Annotated in this window: 14 protein-coding genes and 2 pseudogenes; 6 read left to right on the top strand and 10 right to left on the bottom strand. The window is 65.0% G+C overall.

The genetic code is table 11. The features are described 5' to 3' along the window. Nucleotides 1-30 precede the first annotated feature (30 nt). Both ACSKB9_RS10025 and ACSKB9_RS10020 read right to left on the bottom strand, forming a co-directional pair. Nucleotides 31-561, bottom strand: a complete 531-nt coding sequence (locus ACSKB9_RS10025) for an HAD family hydrolase (RefSeq protein ID WP_438072854.1) — start codon at nt 559-561, stop codon at nt 31-33. 104 nt (nt 562-665) lie between these two features. Continuing rightward, nucleotides 666-1889: a phenylacetate--CoA ligase family protein gene (locus ACSKB9_RS10020; protein WP_438072852.1), complete on the bottom strand. Its 1224-nt coding sequence runs from the start codon at nt 1887-1889 to the stop codon at nt 666-668. Nucleotides 1890-1984: 95 nt separating this feature from the next. Here ACSKB9_RS10020 and ACSKB9_RS10015 point away from each other — a divergent pair. Beyond that, nucleotides 1985-3137 (top strand): annotated as a pseudogene (locus tag ACSKB9_RS10015) (AGE family epimerase/isomerase). Between the two features lie 64 nt (nt 3138-3201). On the opposite strand, the gene ACSKB9_RS10010 reads toward ACSKB9_RS10015, so the two are convergent. From ACSKB9_RS10010 to ACSKB9_RS09985, 6 genes are all read right to left on the bottom strand, one after another. Then, nucleotides 3202-4041: an ABC transporter ATP-binding protein gene (locus ACSKB9_RS10010; RefSeq protein WP_438072851.1), complete on the bottom strand. Its 840-nt coding sequence runs from the start codon at nt 4039-4041 to the stop codon at nt 3202-3204. A gap of 167 nt (nt 4042-4208) precedes the next feature. Next, nucleotides 4209-5492, bottom strand: a complete 1284-nt coding sequence (locus ACSKB9_RS10005) for an ABC transporter substrate-binding protein (protein ID WP_438072849.1) — start codon at nt 5490-5492, stop codon at nt 4209-4211. Between the two features lie 60 nt (nt 5493-5552). After that, nucleotides 5553-6626, bottom strand: a complete 1074-nt coding sequence (locus ACSKB9_RS10000; protein WP_057020451.1) for a branched-chain amino acid ABC transporter permease — start codon at nt 6624-6626, stop codon at nt 5553-5555. A gap of 3 nt (nt 6627-6629) precedes the next feature. Beyond that, on the bottom strand, nt 6630-7523 hold the full coding sequence (locus ACSKB9_RS09995) for a branched-chain amino acid ABC transporter permease (RefSeq protein WP_028343071.1): 894 nt from the start codon (nt 7521-7523) through the stop codon (nt 6630-6632). Nucleotides 7524-7740: 217 nt separating this feature from the next. After that, entirely contained in the window at nt 7741-9669 is a 1929-nt protein-coding gene (locus tag ACSKB9_RS09990; RefSeq protein WP_438072846.1) for a long-chain fatty acid--CoA ligase, read from the bottom strand. Further along, nucleotides 9666-10487, bottom strand: a complete 822-nt coding sequence (locus ACSKB9_RS09985; RefSeq protein WP_016847995.1) for an ABC transporter ATP-binding protein — start codon at nt 10485-10487, stop codon at nt 9666-9668. Before ACSKB9_RS09985 ends, ACSKB9_RS09990 begins: the two co-directional genes overlap by 4 nt. A gap of 398 nt (nt 10488-10885) precedes the next feature. Between ACSKB9_RS09985 and ACSKB9_RS09980 the strand changes: the two genes are divergently transcribed. The 4 genes and pseudogenes from ACSKB9_RS09980 to ACSKB9_RS09965 all read left to right on the top strand — a co-directional run bounded on the left by ACSKB9_RS09980 (nt 10886) and on the right by ACSKB9_RS09965 (nt 14820). Then, on the top strand, nt 10886-11560 hold the full coding sequence (locus tag ACSKB9_RS09980; RefSeq protein WP_028343069.1) for a Crp/Fnr family transcriptional regulator: 675 nt from the start codon (nt 10886-10888) through the stop codon (nt 11558-11560). 140 nt (nt 11561-11700) lie between these two features. Next, nucleotides 11701-12800 (top strand): annotated as a pseudogene (gene gmd, locus ACSKB9_RS09975) (GDP-mannose 4,6-dehydratase). Continuing rightward, a complete protein-coding gene (fcl, locus tag ACSKB9_RS09970; protein WP_438072844.1) occupies nt 12781-13725 on the top strand; it encodes a GDP-L-fucose synthase in 945 nt (314 codons plus the stop codon). The pseudogene gmd and the gene fcl overlap by 20 nt, the downstream one beginning before the upstream one ends. A 117-nt stretch (nt 13726-13842) precedes the next feature. Continuing rightward, entirely contained in the window at nt 13843-14820 is a 978-nt protein-coding gene (locus ACSKB9_RS09965) for a tripartite tricarboxylate transporter substrate binding protein (protein WP_438072842.1), read from the top strand. Nucleotides 14821-14918: 98 nt separating this feature from the next. Here ACSKB9_RS09965 and ACSKB9_RS09960 read toward each other — a convergent pair whose 3' ends face one another. Beyond that, nucleotides 14919-15764, bottom strand: coding sequence for a uroporphyrinogen-III synthase (locus ACSKB9_RS09960; RefSeq protein WP_438072841.1), 846 nt, complete (start codon nt 15762-15764; stop codon nt 14919-14921). Between the two features lie 135 nt (nt 15765-15899). On the opposite strand from ACSKB9_RS09960, the gene purU reads away from it, so the two are divergent. Further along, nucleotides 15900-16763 (top strand): formyltetrahydrofolate deformylase, encoded by an 864-nt coding sequence (gene purU / locus ACSKB9_RS09955; protein WP_438072839.1) that lies wholly within the window; start codon nt 15900-15902, stop codon nt 16761-16763. A gap of 60 nt (nt 16764-16823) precedes the next feature. Here purU and ACSKB9_RS09950 read toward each other — a convergent pair whose 3' ends face one another. After that, a complete protein-coding gene (locus ACSKB9_RS09950; protein ID WP_050384639.1) occupies nt 16824-17102 on the bottom strand; it encodes a hypothetical protein in 279 nt (92 codons plus the stop codon). Nucleotides 17103-17324 lie beyond the last annotated feature (222 nt).

Raw genomic sequence — 17324 nt, 5'->3', positions numbered from 1 at the left:
ATCGCGGCCTCGTGCCTGACGCTGTGGTCGTCAGCTCCCGAGCAGCAGAGGCCTCAGGAATTTTTCCAGATTGGAGCCTGAGAACAGGTAGCCCTTCAGCCCGGCCGCACGTGCCGCCTCGAGATCCGTCGGCTGATCGCCGACCAGGAGGCTGCGTTCGACGTCGACCGGAAAGCGTTCCAGCAGATCATTGATCATGCCCGGCGATGGTTTGCGGCGGTGGCTGACCTGCCGATATCGTTCAACCGTCCCTTCAGGATGGAACGGGCAGTATTCAAAGGCGTCGATATGCGCGCCGATCCTGCCGAGCTCATCGGCCATCCAGTCGTGAAGCTGCCGCACGTGTGTCTCCTCGTAGAGACCCCTTGCGACGCCTGACTGGTTGGTCACGACGAACGCAAAATACCCCATGTCGTTGACGGCCTTGACCGCCTCGCGCGCGCCGTCGATCCAGACCAGCCTGTGGCTCTCGAACAGGTAACCGATGTCCTGGTTCAGGACGCCGTCCCGATCGAAGAAGACGGCCGGCCTTCGCGGCTGATCTCCGGAAGCGCTGCTCATGAGGTGATGATCCGTCCGTCTCCACGAGGCACGAGCTAGCTCAATAGTTCACAACGCCTCGCGCGACAAATCTGGACCGATCAAACGCCGGGTGATCCCAAGGCCTAACGCTCGTCCGCAATCACCTTGCCGTCGTTCGGCAGCGAGCCGGTGCCGACCAGCTCGACGGTGCCGCCGAGCTTTGTCACGGCACGCAGCGTTGCCGCGACGTCGCTCTGCAGGGCATCCGCCGCCGAGGCACATTCGGCCCGCAGCGTCATCGCGTCGGCCTCGCCGGCGCGCGTGACCACGAGGCGCAACCGTCCGAGCTCGGGATGGCGCCTGCCGATCTCCGCGATCTGCTCGGGGCGCACGAACATCCCCTTCACCTTGGTGGTCTGGTCGGCGCGGCCCATCCAGCCCTTGATGCGCATGTTGGTGCGTCCGCACCGGCTCGCGCCGGGCAGGGCGGCGGTCAGGTCGCCGAGCGCGAGGCGTATCCAGGGATGGTGCGGATCGAGCGAGGTCACCACGATCTCGCCGACGTCACCCGGCGCAACCGGATCGCCGGTGCCGGGCTTGACGATCTCCAGGATGAGATCCTCATTGACCGTCATCCCCTCGCGCGCCGCGGTCTCGAACGCGATCAGGCCGAGATCGGCAGTGCCGAAGGCCTGGTAGGCCTCGACGCCGCGCAACTTCATCTCCTCCTGCAGCGATTTCGGAAATGCCGCGCCTGAGACCAGCGCGCGCTTGATCGAGGATACGTCGCGGCCGGCGGTGGCGGCGGCGTCGAGCAGGATCTTCAGGAAGTCCGGGGTGCCGCTATAGCCGACCGGGCGATAGGCCTCGATCAGCTCGAATTGCTGCTCGGTATTGCCGGGGCCCGCCGGGATCACCGCGCAGCCGAGCGCCCGCGCCGAGGCGTCGAAGATGAAGCCGCCGGGGGTGAGGTGATAGCTGAAGGTGTTCAGCACCACATCCCCCTCGCGAAAGCCCGCCGCAAACAGCGCCCGGGCGCCGCGCCAGGAATCCGCCTGGCGGCCCTCCGGCTCGAAGATCGGTCCGGGCGAGGTGAACAGCCGGGCGAACGAGCCGGGCGTGTCGGCCACGAAGCCGCCGAACGGCGGGGCGGCCTTGTGCAGGGCCGGCAGTTCCGACTTACGGAGCACCGGCAGCCCCGCCAGCGCCTCCCGGCTGGTGATGGAGGCGGGATCTGTGCCTCTCAGCAAATTGGCATAGGCGGGCGCTGACATCGCCTTGCGCAGCACCTCAGGCAGCCGGGCGAACAACGCGGCCTCGCGCTCGGCCGGATCGCGCGTTTCAATGGCGTCGTAATGGTCGGTCATGGCAGGTCCTTGGGAGGATGTGCGCGGGTTGCGTGCCGGTCCGCCCGTGCTATCAGACGCTGATCGCTGACATTGGGACGGTTCCAGGGAGCACGATGGCTGAGGCAGAAAGCGTTGCGGCGAACGGGGCCGCCGACGTCGTCGCGAGGCTGAAGCGCCGCATCATCGACCAGGCCCTGCCGCTGTGGTCGACCGCAGGCTGGGACAGCACCGCCGGCGGCTTTGTCGACCGGCTGCACCAGGATGGGACAGCCGATCGCGCCGCGCCACGCCGGATCATGGTGCAGGCGCGCCAGATCTATTGCTACGCCAAGGCGGCCCAGCTGGGCTGGTATCCGGAGGGGCGCGCGGTCGCGCTGAAGGGGCTGGACTACCTGCTGGCCAAGGCCAGGGCGCCGGACGGCCGGCCTGGCTTCGTCTACAGCCTGACGGCCGAGGGCGGCGTGCACGACCCGCTGCGCGACACCTACGGCCACGCCTTCGTGCTGCTTGCGCTCGCGACCGCCTACGGCCTCGACCAGGACGCCCAGATCCGCGCCGAGATCGAACGCGCTGCTGTTGTTCCTCGATACCCAGCTGCGCTCGCCCCATGGCGGCTTCCACGAGGGCCTGCCGCCCTCGATGCCGCGCCGGCAGAACCCGCAGATGCATCTGTTCGAGGCGATGATCGCCTGCTTCGACGCGACCCACGATTTGTCGTTCCAGAACCGCGCCGGCGATTTCTTCGCGCTGTTCCTGGCCAACCTCTACGACAAGCAGACGCGCACCCTCGGCGAATATTTCGAGGAGGACTGGTCGAAGATCCCGCCGGTCAGCGTCGAGCCCGGCCACCTCGCGGAATGGGTCTGGCTGCTGAAGGGATTCGAGCGGATCACCGGCTGTCCGACCGGACGCCCGCGCGGCGAGCTGCTGGCGTCGGCGCTGCGCTATCGCGACGCGGCCACCGGCTGCCTGGTCGACGAGGGCGATGCCGAGGGCAACATCCGCCGCCACACACGGCGGCTGTGGCCGCAGAGCGAGCTGGCAAAGGCCTGGATCGCGCAGGCCGAGTCGGGCGAAGCCGGCGCGGCGGACGAGGCGCGTGCGGCGCTGGTGCTGCTCGAGCGGCACTATCTCGGCCATGCCGTGGCCGGCGGCTGGTACGATCAGTTCGACCGCGACGGCAATTCGCTGGTCGACACGATCCCGGCGTCGTCGTTCTATCATGTGCTCTGCGCGGTTACTGAAGCCGAGCAAGTGCTCGGATAGAACCGCCTTCCTGGTCTGACGCGTTTTCTGCACACGCAACTCCGCCCGAAAACGCTCGCTATCCTCACAGCCAGCGCTTGCGCCGCTTGAAGCTCTTCAGGTTCTTGAAGCTCTTGCGCTGGTCGCCGGCGCCGCCGAGGTAAAATTCCTTGACGTCCTCGTTGTCGCGCAGCTCGTTGGCGGAGCCGTCGAGCACGACCTTGCCCTGTTCCATGATGTAGCCGTGGCTCGCGACCGAGAGCGCGGCGCGCGCATTCTGCTCGACCAGGAGGATCGTGACGCCGAGGTCGCGGTTGATCTCCTTGATGATCGCGAACACTTCCTTGACGAGCAGAGGCGACAGCCCCATCGACGGCTCGTCCATCAGGATCATCTTCGGGCGGGCCATCAGCGCGCGGCCGATCGCGAGCATCTGCTGCTCGCCGCCGGAGAGATAGCCGGCGAGGCCGGTGCGCTCCTTCAGGCGCGGGAAATACTTGAACACCATGTCGATGTCATCGGAGACCTCGCCGTCGCGTCGGGTGAAGGCGCCGAGCCGCAGGTTCTCCAGCGACGTCATGTCGGCGACGATGCGGCGGCCTTCCATCACCTGGAAGATGCCGCGGCGGACGATCTTGTCCGGATCGATGCCGTTGATGCGCTGGCCCTCGAACAGGATCTCGCCGCGGGTGACCTCGCCGTCCTCGGTCTTGAGCAGGCCGGAGATCGCTTTCAGCGTGGTCGACTTGCCGGCGCCGTTGGCGCCGAGCAGCGCCACGATCGCGCCCTTCGGTACCTCGAGGCTGAGGCCGCGCAGCACCAGGATGACGTCGTCATAGACGACCTCGATGTTGGTGACGCTGAGCAGCGGCGGCGGCGGGACTGCCGTCGGCCCCGAGCGGGTGGCTTCGAGGGTTTCGTTCATGGTCTGTGTTACCCTTCGATTTCATTGCCGGGCATAGCCGTCCGAAGGACGGCGTCGCTTCCGCTCGCCTTTGCCCCGGCAATCCATCGATCGGAATACGTCTTCGCTTGATGGATGCGCGGGTCGAGCCCGCGCATGACGATGTATGGACGTGTTCGGCTGCCGCCTCACCACCCGAACCATTCCGGCTTGCGCGGCAGGTCGACGGTCTTCACCTTCTCGAGCTTGATCGTGCCCTTGCCCATCAGGTCGTTGATGTCGCCATCGGTCGCGCCCGAGATCTTCGAGCGATACAGGTCGACCTTCGTGGTCGGGCGGTGATCCTTCTCGGTCCAGGTCGACGGATTGCAGACGCCGTCCATGCCGGCCGGCACCCAATCCTTCTTCTGGTAGAAGCCCTTGGCGACGTTCTCGCCGGTGGCGCCGCCGTTCTTGGCGGCCCAGTCGAGCGCTTCCTTCAGATAGAGCGCGCTGCAGACCGCGGCGATGTAATGCACCGGCCGATAGACCTTGCCGGACGGGTCGGACATCTTGGAGATTTCCATCACCGTCTTCATGCCGGGGGCGTTGCCGCCCCAGCTCACCGCCGTGCGGAGCGGGAAAATCACGCCGTCGGCTGCATCGCCGGCGGTCTTGGCCGCGTTCTCGTCCATGCCCCAGACATTGCCGAGGAACTGGACGTCGACGCCGGCGGTCTTGCAGGCCTTCAGCACCGAGATGTTGGAGGCCGCCGTGTTGCCGAGATAGGCATAGTTCGCGCCGGAGCTTTTCAGGCTCAGACACTGCGCCGAGTAGTCGCCGGGGGAGAGCGCGAATACCAGCGGCGGCAACACTTCGAAGCCGAGCTCGGTCGCCAGCGCTTCACCGGCCGCCTTCGGCGCATTCGGATACGGATGGTCGGCGCCCATGTGGACGAATTTCGGCTTGCCGGGCTTGCCCTTGGCCTTCCAGTCCTCGGCGGCCCAGGTCAGCATCGCGCGCATCGAGTCCGAATAGCTCGGGCCGTAGAAGAAATTGTACGGCGCGGGCTTGGCCTTGCCGCTGGTGCCTTCCGGATCGGTCAGCGCGGCGGCGTAGGAACCGGAGATGTCCGGGATCTTGTCCTGCGCCAGGAAGCCGGTGAGGGCCTCGGTATCCGCCGTGCCCCAGCCCATGATCGCCGCGACCTTGCCATCGGGCGCCGACCACTTCTTGTAGAGCGCGATGGCGCGCGGCACCTGGTAGCCATAGTCGTTGCTGTCGACATTGAGCTGCTTGCCGCCGACGCCGCCATTCTTGTTGACCCAGGCGAAGGTGTCGGCGACGCCCTGGCCATAGGGGGTGCCGACGTCGGACGTGCCGCCCGAGAGGTCCTGCAGATGGCCGATGGCGATCTGCGCCTGCGCAGTGGCGGCCGCGCTGCTGATCAGCAGCGCAACGGAGACCGAGCTCAAAAGGGATCTAATCGTCATTTTTGCTTTCCTCCTGCTTATTCGTTGAACCGAATTTTGAGTTGCGTTCCGTGCCTTGCGTCAATGCGAGAACGGGTAGAGCTTCCAGTAAGCCTTGATCTGCCTCCAGCGATGCGCGAGGCCGTCCGGCTCGAACATCAAGAAGCCGATGATGATCAGGCCGATCGCGATCTCGCGCAGGAAGGTGATGTTGTTGTTGAGCTGCAGCGCCTTGTCGATGGCGCCGCCCTTCAGCCAGGCGCTCAGCCATTCCATCGATTCCGGCAGCAGCACCACGAAGGCCGTGCCCATCAGCGTGCCCATCACCGAGCCGGTGCCGCCGATGATGACCATGGCGAGGAACAACACCGAGCGCTCGATGCCAAAGCCTTCCTGCGAGACCACGAGCTGATAGTGCGCGTAGAGCGCGCCGGCGATGCCGGCAAAGAAGGCGGCAAGCCCGAACGATAGCGTCCGGTACTTGGTGAGGTTGATGCCCATGATCTCGGCCGAGAGATAGTGATCGCGGATCGCGACCAGCGCGCGGCCGTCGCGGGTGCGCATCAGATTGGTGACCAGCAAATAGCTGATCACCATATAGGCGAGCACGACGTAGAAATACTGCCGGTCGCCGCGCAGGGTGTAGCCGAAGATCGAGAACGGATTGGCGCTGGCGGGCACCGAGCCGCCCGAGAACCATTCGGCGCGCGAGAAGAAGTCGAGCAGGATATACTGCGCCGCCAGCGTCGCGATCACAAGATAGAGCCCCTTCAGCCGCGCCGCCGGCACGCCGAAGATCAGGCCGACCAGCGCCGTGACGACGCCGGCGAGGGGGATGGCGAAGAACACCGGGATCGGCGCGTTGTTGGAGATGTAGGCCGAGGTGAACGCGCCGAACAGGAAGAACGCGGCGTGGCCGATCGAGATCTGGCCGGTGAAGCCGACCAGGACGTTGAGGCCGAGGGCCGCGATCGCGAAGATGCCGATCTGGATCGCGATCGAGAGCAGGTAATTGGACAGCAGCATCGGCGCGAAGCAGGCGAGCACGATGCCGAGGATCGCGAAATTGCGGCTGGTCGCGGTCGGGAAGATCGTGGTGTCGGCCGCATAGCTGGTGCGGAAATCGCCCGAGGGGATGAGTGTGCTTGTCGCCATTGATCAGACCCGCTCAATATCCTTGGTGCCGAACAGGCCGTACGGCTTGATCATCAGGATGATGATCAGGACGTAGAACGGCGCGATCTCGTAGAGATTGCCCCAGTGCAGGTACTGGCTGTCGACATACTGGGCGACGTTTTCCAACAGCCCGATGATGATGCCGCCGAGCACGGCGCCGCCGACCGAGTCGAGCCCGCCCAGGATCGCGGCCGGAAACACCTTGATGCCGTAGGCGGAGAGGCCGGACGACACGCCGTTGACCACGGCGACCACGACACCGGCGACCGCCGAGACCGTGGCCGAGATCGCCCAGGCCATCGCGAACACGTTCTTGACGGAAATGCCGAGCGACTGCGCGACCTGCTGGTTGAAGGCGGTGGCGCGCATCGCAAGGCCATATTTGGAGGCGCGGAAGAACCAGGCCATGCCGACCATCATTGCGAGCGAGACCACGAGGCTCATGACATAGACGGTCTGGATCTGCAGCCCGAACAGGCTGACCGACTGGCTCTGGAACACGCGCGGGAACGGTTGCGGGTTGACGCCGAAGATCCACTTCAGCGCGGCCTGGAACACCGTCGACAGGCCGATCGTCACCATGATCACGGAGATGATCGGCTCGCCGATCATCGGACGCAGGATCACGACCTGGATCGCGATGCCGAAGATGAACATGAAGACCAGCGTGATCGGCATGCCGACCCAGAACGGCACCTGATACTTCGTCAGCAGCGCCCAGCACACCCAGGCGCCGACCAGCAGCAATTCGCCCTGCGCGAAGTTCACGACCTGCGTCGCCTTGTAGATCAGCACGAACGACATCGCGACCACGCCGTAAAGCGTGCCGACCACGAGGCCGTTGACGATCAGCTGGATCAGGAACTGGGTGTTCATGGGGTGCGGTCGCTCCGGACTGCGGCGCCAGCACCCTCTCCCCTTGTGGGAGAGGGTGGCTTCGCAAAGCGAAGCCGGGCGAGGGGTTGTCTCCGCATCGGGATCGTGGAGAGGGTACCCCTCACCCAAGCGAGTTCGTGTCGACTAGCGGTGTAGCCCTCTCCCACAAGGGGAGAGGGCACATTCATGAGCACCGCGCTCTGGTCGCGCAACACAGTCATTCCGCAGCCTCCGCGATCACGGCGCGGCCGAGATCGACGACCTCGAGCGTGGTGCGGACGCGCTGCGTCGAGCCGTCCTGGAAGCGGATCACGGTGTCGACGGGGATGCTGGCCTTGCCGCGGTAGATCGCATCGATGATGTCGGCGTATTTCTCGTTGATCACGCCGCGGCGGACCTTTCGGGTCCGGGTCAGCTCGCCGTCATCGGCATCGAGCTCCTTGTAGAGCAGCAGGAAGCGCGAGATGCGCTGCGCCGGCGGCAGGGTGGCATTGACCGTCTCGACCTCTTTCTTGAGCAGCGCATAGACCTCGGGCCGCGAGGACAGGTCGGTGTAGGTCGTGAATGAGATCCGGTTCTTCTCCGCCCATTTCGAGATGATCGAGTAGCGGATGCAGATCATCGCGGCGAGCGCGTCGCGGCCGGCGCCGAGCACCACCGCCTCGGCGACATAGGGCGAGAACTTCAGCTTGTTCTCGATATATTGCGGCGAGAAGCGTTCGCCGCGCGATGTCTCGGCGAGATCCTTGATACGGTCGATCACCACGAGCTGCCGGTTGTCGTTGTAATAGCCGGCATCGCCCGAATGCATCCAGCCATCCTTGATGTCGGCGACCGATGCTTCGGGGTTCTTGTAATAGCCGTGGAACATGTTGGGATGCCGCACCACGATCTCGCCGACGCCGTTGACGTCGGCATTGTCGATGCGGATCTCGATGTTGTCGGCCATCGGCACGCCGGTGGTGTCGGGATCGACCTTGCCTTCGGGATGCAGCGTGTAGGCGCCGAGCAGCTCGGTCTGGCCGTACAGCGTGCGCAGCGGCACGCCCATCGCCTGGAAGAACTTGAAGGTATCCGGCCCGAGCGCCGCGCCGCCGGTCGCCGCCGAGCGCAGCCGCGTGAAGCCGAGCCGGTCGCGCAGCGCGCGGAACAGCAGTTGGTTGGCGAAAACAGAACGCTTGCCCTCGGCGAGCGCCGCCAGCCCGGTCTTCATGCCGAGGTCATAGAGCCGCTGCTTGAACGGCGAGGCGTCCATCACCCCGGCGCGGACGTCGGCCGCAATCGACTCCCAGACCCGCGGCGCGAACAGCACGAAGGTCGGCGCGATCTCGCGGAAGTCGTGCATCATGGTGTCGGGCTCTTCGACGAAGTTGACCTTCATCCGGGAGAGCAGCCCTTTGCCCAGCGCGTAGATCTGTTCCATGATCCAGGGCAGCGGCAGCACCGAGACATATTCGTCGTTCGGTCCTTTCGGATCGAAGGCGAGATAGGTCGCGCAGTGCCGCAGCACGCGCCCGGCCGAGAGCATCGCAAGCTTCGGATTGGCCGTCGTGCCCGAGGTGGTGCAGAGGATCGCGACGTCCTCGCCCTTCGTGGCGTCGACCAGCCGCTCGTAGAGCCCAGGCTCGCGCGCGGCGCGGTCGCGGCCCAGCGCAACGAGCTTGCTCGCCTCCATCAATCGCGGATCGTCGTATTTGCGCATGCCGCGCGGGTCGGAATAGACGATGTGCTTGAGGTGGGGCACGCGATCGGCCAGGCCGAGCATCTTGTCGACCTGTTCCTCGTCCTCGGCGAAGACCAGCTTGGCCTCGCCATAGGTCAGGAGGTAGGCGGCTTCCTCGTCCAGCACGTCGCGATAAAGACCGAGGCTCATCGCGCCGATCGCGTGGGCCGCGATCTCGGCGGCGACCCAGTCCGGCCGGTTGTCGCCGATGATGCCGATCACGTCGCTGCGGCCAAGCCCGAGCTCGACCATGCCGAGCGCGAAATCATGGGTGCGGGTCTGGTAGTCGTTCCAGGTGAATTCGCGCCACAGCCCGAAATCCTTCTCGCGCAGCGCGATCTCGCTGCCATGCTCCTTGGCGTTGAGGCGCAGCATCTTGGGAAAGGTGTCGGCCTGCGCGGCGCGACCGGCGTAGTCCATCATGCCGCACTCTCCCGCACCGCCGGCTTGTCGTCGGGGTCGACCAGCACTTCGTCTTCCTCGCCGAGATAGGCGCGCTTGACATGGGGATCGGCGAGCACGGTGGCCGGATCGCCCTCGGCGATCTTGCGGCCGAAGTCGAGCACCATGACGCGGTGGGAGATGTCCATCACGACGCCCATGTCGTGCTCGATCATCATCACCGTCATGCCGAACTCTTCGTTGAGATCGACGATGTAGCGCGCCATGTCTTCCTTCTCTTCGAAGTTCATGCCGGCCATCGGCTCGTCGAGCAGGATCAGTTGCGGCTCGAGCGCCATCGCGCGGGCGAGCTCGACGCGCTTGCGCAGGCCGTAGGGCAGGGTGCCGGCGGTCGCCTTGCGCACCGATTGCAGATCGAGGAAGTCGATGATCTCCTCGACCTTGCGGCGGTGCTCCAGCTCCTCGCGGCGCGCGCCGGTCAGCCAGTACAGCGATCCCGTGATGAAGTTGTTCTTCAGGAGGTGATGGCGGCCGACCATGATGTTGTCGAGCACGCTCATGTGGTGGAACAGCGCGAGATTCTGGAACGTCCGGCCGATGCCGAGCCGGGGCCGCGCGTTCGGGTTGAGGCCGGTAATGTCCTGGCCGCGATAGAACAGCTGGCCTTCGGTCGGCCGGTAGCGGCCGGAGATGCAGTTGACGATCGAGGTCTTGCCGGCGCCGTTCGGGCCGATGATGGAGAACAGCTCGCCCTCGTTGACGCCGAAGCTCACTTCGGTCAGCGCGCGGACGCCGCCAAAGCGCAATGAGACTCCGCGCACCTCGAGACTATTAGCCACCCTGTTCCCTCCAGATACGGGCGCTTTGGCGCGCTCTTTATCTTCACTTCGATCTTACACTTCGATCTTACATGGGCCGCCGAAGGGAGACCACCCGACTAATGATGCCGGCGTTCCGGAGATCGCTCGACCCGATCGCCTGCGTCATGCGCGGTAACGCCGCACCCGCTGCAAGCCCGTCCGTCGCGTCGTCCGCCTTCAGCGATCCATCAAGGAGCTGCGCGACGTTACGCGAGGTGGCTCTGAATACGAGAAAGCGATAGGTTGAATTGTCATGTGCCCGACATTTGGTCAGGAATTTTCGCTGGCATTCCAGGCCTCGGGTCCCTGGCTTCGCGCACGGCGTTGCTGCGGTGCAATATCGTTGCAGTCTCTTGGGGTAGGACGCCGTCGCTAGAATGATTGCTGCTGATTACCTGAGGCGCATCGCGGCCTGGTCGCGCGAACTGAGCGAGCAAGAAATCGAAATCGCGCGCGCCGGCATTTCCGAGAAATCCTATCGCGCCAACGAATTCATCTTCATGCGCGGCGACAATTTCCAGTATTGGACCGGCATCGTCACCGGGCTGGCGCGCATGGGCATCGTCTCTCGCGGCGGCAAGGCGGCGAGTTTCGCGGGCCTCACCGCAGGCGCGTGGTTCGGCGAGGGGACCGTGCTCAAGAATGAGCCCCGGCGCTACGATGTGGTCGCGCTGCGCGACACGCGACTGGCGATGATGGATCGCCGGACCTTCGTCTGGCTGTTCGAGAACAGTGTCGGCTTCAACCGATTCCTGGTCGGCTCGCTCAATGAGCGGCTCGGCCAGTTCATCGCGCTGCTCGAATATGGCCGCACGCTGGACGCCACGGCGCGGCTGGCGCGCTCGATCGCCTCGCTGTTCAATCCGATTCTCTATCCCGACCTGACGCTGCACCTCGAGATCACCCAGGAGGAGATCGGGGCGCTGTCGGGAATCTCCCGGCAGAATGCCAACCAGTGCCTGAAGCGGCTCGAGCGGGAAGGGCTGTTGCGGCTCGAATATGGCGGGGTGACCATCCTCAACCTCGACCGGCTGCGGCACTATGGCGAGTGACGGGTTCCGGGCGCATTGAGCCGTTTTCGCAGACCTAAAGTCCTGATTTCAAACGATTAAGCCATTAGACTTGGGGCAGGCTGGATGCTACAGACCGGCCTCGTCGGGATCGCGCGGTTTTCGCGCTCTCTGGAGATGACATGGCGGTTAAGGATTCGGCGGCTCAGGACTCAAAGCGGCGCGTTGCGCTGATTACCGGCGTGACCGGGCAGGACGGCGCGTATCTCGCCGAATATCTGCTCGGTCTCGGCTACACCGTGCACGGGATCAAGCGGCGGTCGTCCTCGTTCAACACCGCGCGCGTCGACCATCTCTACCAGGATCCGCATGCCGGCAACGTGCCGTTCCTGATGCACTACGGCGACATGACGGATTCGACCAATCTGATCCGCCTGGTGCAGCAGATCCGGCCGACCGAGATCTATAACCTCGCCGCCCAGAGCCACGTCCAGGTCAGTTTCGAGAGCCCGGAATACACCGCTAACGCCGATGCGATCGGCGTGCTGCGGCTCTTGGAGGCGATTCGCATCCTCGGCATGGAAAAGGAGACGCGGTTCTACCAGGCCTCGACCTCGGAGCTTTACGGGCTCGTGCAGGAGGTGCCGCAGAAGGAGACCACGCCGTTCTATCCGCGCTCGCCCTATGGCGTCGCCAAGCTCTACGGCTACTGGATCACGGTGAACTACCGCGAGGCCTATGGCATGTTCGCCAGCAACGGCATCCTGTTCAACCATGAGAGCCCGATCCGCGGCGAGACCTTCGTGACGCGCAAGATCACCCGCGCCGTCGCCCGCATCGAGGTCGGCCTCGAGAACAAGCTCTATCTCGGCAATCTCGACGCCAAGCGCGACTGGGCCACGCCCGCGACTATGTCGAGGGCATGCACAGGATCCTGCAGGTCGACGAGCCCGGCGACTTCGTGCTCGCGACCGGAGAGACGCGGTCGGTCCGCGAGTTCGTCGAGCTGGCGTTTGCCGAGGTCGGCCGCAGCATCGAATGGCGCGGCAAGGGCGTCGAGGAGGTCGGTGTCGACAAGGCGTCCGGCAACACCCTGGTGCAGATAGATCCCACCTATTTCCGCCCGACCGAGGTCGATCTTCTGATCGGCGACGCCAGCAAGGCGCGCGCCAAGCTCGGCTGGGCGCCGAAGACGCCGTTCGCGCAACTGGTGAAGGAAATGGTCGCCAGCGATCTCGTCGAGGCCAGGCAGGACGCGGCCAATGGCAAGCACGGCGTTTGAGCTGAAGGGCAAGACGGTCTTCGTTGCCGGCCATCGCGGCATGGTCGGCTCGGCGCTGATGCGCCGGCTGGCGCGCGAGGAGGCCGATCTCCTGACGGTGTCACGCAGCGAGGTCGATTTGCGCGACCAAACCGCGGTCAACGCCTGGTTTGCCGCGAAGCGGCCGCAGGCCGTGTTCCTCGCCGCCGCCAAGGTCGGCGGCATCGTCGCCAACAACACGCTGCGGGCCGAATTCCTCTACGACAATCTGGCGATATCGAGCAACGTGATCCAGGCAGCGCACGCCAATGGCTGCGAGAAGCTGATGTTCTTCGGCTCGTCCTGCATCTATCCGCGCCTGGCGCCGCAGCCGCTGCGCGAGGATTCGATGCTGACCGGCCCGCTGGAGCCGACCAACGAGCCCTATGCCATCGCCAAGATCGCCGGCATCAAGATGGCCGAGGCCTATCGCAGCCAGTACGGCGCCGATTTCATCAGCGTGATGCCGACCAATCTCTACGGCCCCGGCGACAATTATCACCCCGAATACAGCCACGTCGTCGCCGCGCTGATCCGTCGCTTCCACGAGGCCAAGGTTTCGGGCGCCGGCAACGTCGCGGTGTGGGGCACCGGCACGCCGCGCCGCGAATTCCTCTATGTCGACGATCTCGCCGACGCCTGCATCCATCTGATGAAGACCTATTCCTCGCCCGAACTGGTCAATATCGGCACCGGCGAGGACATCACCATCGCCGAGTTCGCGCGCGTCGTCGCGGCCGCCGTCGGCTATCGCGGCGCGATCAGCTTCGACACGTCGCGGCCGGACGGCACGCCGCGTAAGCTGCTCGACGTCGGCCGGCTGGCCAGGCTCGGCTGGCGCGCCACCACCTCGCTCGAGGATGGCATCGCCCTCGCGTACCAGGCCTATCTGCGCGAGACGAAGTGACGCGGTGAACCTCCCGCCCTCCGACTGAGAATATCTGTCGGCTTGGCGACGCCGCGCGGCTAGGATGCCCGTGCCCAAGCGTGCCGCAAGAGCCGCCAGTGCGTCGGAGGAGACATCATGAAGGTTCTACGCCGCCAGTTCCTGCAACTTGCAGCCGCTACGGCTGCGCTTCCGCTCACATTTGGAAATGCGATTGCCGAGGCCTATCCGGCGCGGCCGGTTCGCCTCGTGATCGGCTATACGCCCGGCGGTTCGGCGGACCTGACGGCGCGCCTGATGGGGCAATGGCTGTCGGAAAAGCTCGGGCAATCCTTCATTGTCGAGAACCGGCCGGGCGGCGGGACCAACATCGCCACCGAGCAGGCGCTGCGCGCGGCGCCCGACGGCTACACCCTGCTGCTGGTCGCGCCGGCCAATGCGATCAATGCGACACTCTACCAGAAGCTGCCCTTCGATTTCATACGCGAGATGGAGCCGATCGCGGGCATCATTCGCTTTCCCAACGTCGTGGTGGTGCACCCCTCGCTGCCGATCAAGTCGATTCCCGAGTTGATCGCCTATGCAAAGGCCAATCCCGGCAAGCTCAACATGGCGTCCTCAGGCAACGGTTCGACGATCCACATGTCGGGCGAACTGTTCAAGATGCTGACCGGCATCAACATGCAGCACGTGCCTTACCGGGGCGGCGCGCCGGCGCTCACCGATATGCTGTCCGGCGTGATGCAGGTGATGTTTGACAATCTTCCGACCTGCGCCGAGCACGTCAAATCCGGCAAGCTGCGCGGACTTGCGGTCACCAGCACGACCCGTTCGGACGTGCTTCCGGACCTGCCGCCGGTCGCCGACTTCCTGCCGGGCTACGAGGCCAGCGCCTGGTACGGCCTCGCGGCGCCGAAGAACACGCCGCCTGAAATCGTCGACAGGCTCAACAAGGCCGTCAATGAAATCCTCGCTGATCCCAAGGCCAAGGCGCGCTTTACCGAGATCGGCGCGATCATGCTGCCGGGCTCGGCTGCCGACTTCGGCAGACTGGTGGCTGACGAGACCGAGAAATGGGGCAAGGTGGTCAAGTTCGCCGGCGCCAAGGTTGACTAAAGCGTTTTCGAGCGAAGTGGATACCGGTTCGCGTGAAGAAAACGCGTCAAAACTAAAATCTAGAGCTCCGTTCCGATTCGATCGGAACGGAAAAGGCTCTAGCTTCGCGCCGTCGCGCGCGGCGGATTCTTTGAAAGCGCCGCCGCCATCGCCGATATCAGCGGCCGCATGAAGAAGGCGTCTTCGGCCGGGTAGATGTCGGTGCGCAGGCCTTGGGACTTGAGTTCGTCCGATACCGCCGGTCCGACCGACGCGATCGGCGTACGCTCGAACCCCTCGCGTAACCTGTCCTCACAACCGCGCGCCCGTGCCACCTCGATCAGGCGGCGCACCTGGCCGAGATTGGTCAGAGCGATCGCGTCGATGCGGCCCTGCGCCATCTCCTCGATCGCGGTGACGATGTTGGCGTCGGCGGCCTGCGCGTCATAGACATAGGGCAGCACCGTATCGACCTCGGCGCCCTGTGCCTTGATCGCGCCGATCAGGGTGGCGTGATCCTTGTCCGGATAGAGCTGCAGGCCGAGCCGATGGCCGGTCAGGTCGAGCTTCGACAGCATCTCGGCGACGCCTTCCGACGTCGGCTTCTCGGTCGTCATTTGCGGTTCCAGGCCGATCTCGCGCAGCGCCCGGCCGGGCTTGGGGCCGCGGGCGAATTTGCGCGCCTTGGCGAGGCCATCGACGAACTCCTGCTCGACGCCGATCCGGCGCACGACCTTCATCAGCCGGCGCAGGCCTTCGCCTGTCATCAGCACGAGGTCGTCGAGCGGCCGTTCGATGGCGCGGCGAATCCAGCCCTCGATCGGCGCCGCATCAGGCGCATCGTGGATGGTGAGCATCGGGCATTGCAGCACGTCGGCACCCTGCTCGGCGAGCAGGCGGGAAAACTGCGCCTCCTCGCGCGTCTCGAGGATCAGGATGCGGTAGCCGTTCAGCCGTTCAGCCATGATGGACCCTAACAAACATTGTCGTCATTTGTTCGATTTGACCCCCGCGCCGGGATTGGCGCAAGGCCGCCTGCGGTGTAGACGGGGGCCGAAAATGACCGTTCCACCAATCTGCTCAAGCTTTGGTCAATTGGCGTGCCCGACCATCAATTCGTTTTGACCCTGTCCTGTCCGGACCGCCCGGGGATCGTCTCGGCGGTCTCGACGTTTCTTGCCCATAACGGCCAGAACATCCTGGACGCCCAGCAGTTCGATGACGTCGAAACCGGCAAGTTCTTCATGCGCGTGGTGTTCACCGCGGCCGACCTCGCGGTCGAGCTCGCGGCGCTGCAGACCGGCTTTGCCGCGATCGCCGAACGTTTCGGCATGGAATGGCAGATGCGCGATCGCGCCAGCCGACGCCGGGTGATGCTATTGGTGTCGAAGTCCGATCACTGCCTGGTCGACATCCTCTACCGCTGGCGTACCGGCGAGCTCGAAATGATCCCGACCGCTGTTGTCTCCAACCATCCGCGCGAGACCTACGGCTCGCTCGATTTCGGCGATATCCCGTTCCATCATCTGCCGGTGACGAGGGAGACCAAGCGGCAGCAGGAAGACGCGGTGTGGAAGCTGGCCCAGGACACCAAGACCGATCTCGTGGTGCTGGCCCGCTACATGCAGATCCTGTCGGACGAGATGTCGGCGCGGCTGTCGGGCCGCTGCATCAACATCCATCATTCCTTCCTGCCGGGCTTCAAGGGCGCCAAGCCCTACCACCAGGCCCATGAGCGCGGCGTCAAGCTGATCGGCGCCACGGCGCATTACGTCACCAGCGATCTCGACGAGGGGCCGATCATCGACCAGGACGTCGAGCGCATCAGCCATCGCGACACGCCTGAGGATCTTGTGCGCAAGGGGCGCGACATCGAGCGCCGGGTGCTGGCGCGCGCGATCCGCTACCATCTCGCCGATCGCGTCATCTTGAATGGACGCAAGACGGTGGTGTTCGTGGACTGATCCGCGCTTCACTCGGCCCGCACAAGGTGATGCGGGCGCTGCGGCCGGCCGACCGTGCGCTCAGCGGGCCGCGTCCTGCGGTGCCGTTGCCGGCTTCGCTTCGTCGCCGCGCTGGGCCGCAGGCATCAGCCGCTTGCGTTCCCGATCCTGCATGAACTTGTCGTATTCGGGGGTGCCCGGCCGCGGCGGCGCATCCGCCGGCAGGCCGCCGGCCCAGGATGGAATGGTATCGGCCATGCCGGCCGAGAGCTTCTGGTTCATGGAGCTGCATCCCCCGAGCGCGCCGGCCGCGAGCGCGAGGGCAGTCAGGACAGCGATGGGACGCGAGACGATTGGCATGGGAAGCAGGATACAGCCCTGGTCTTTATGGATGATGATCTCGGGCGCGACCGTTCGGCTGCAATTGTGCTTGTTTGTTGACATTGCCGCTGCGTTTGTACGATCGTACAAATAAATCGAGCCGGCGGCGGCCTTGAATGCGCCAGACCGCTTCTCGCGGAGGCATTGAGTCTTGTGGAGCGATGTTGGTATCCTGATACTTGTCTCTGCAACCGGACCCGA

This window comes from Bradyrhizobium sp. BR 1433 (genome assembly GCF_051547665.1).
In the GTDB taxonomy this organism is placed as follows: Bacteria; Pseudomonadota; Alphaproteobacteria; order Rhizobiales; family Xanthobacteraceae; genus Bradyrhizobium; species Bradyrhizobium australafricanum.
Note: the sequence above shows the minus strand (reverse complement) of the source record. Positions and strands in the feature narration are given on the sequence as shown.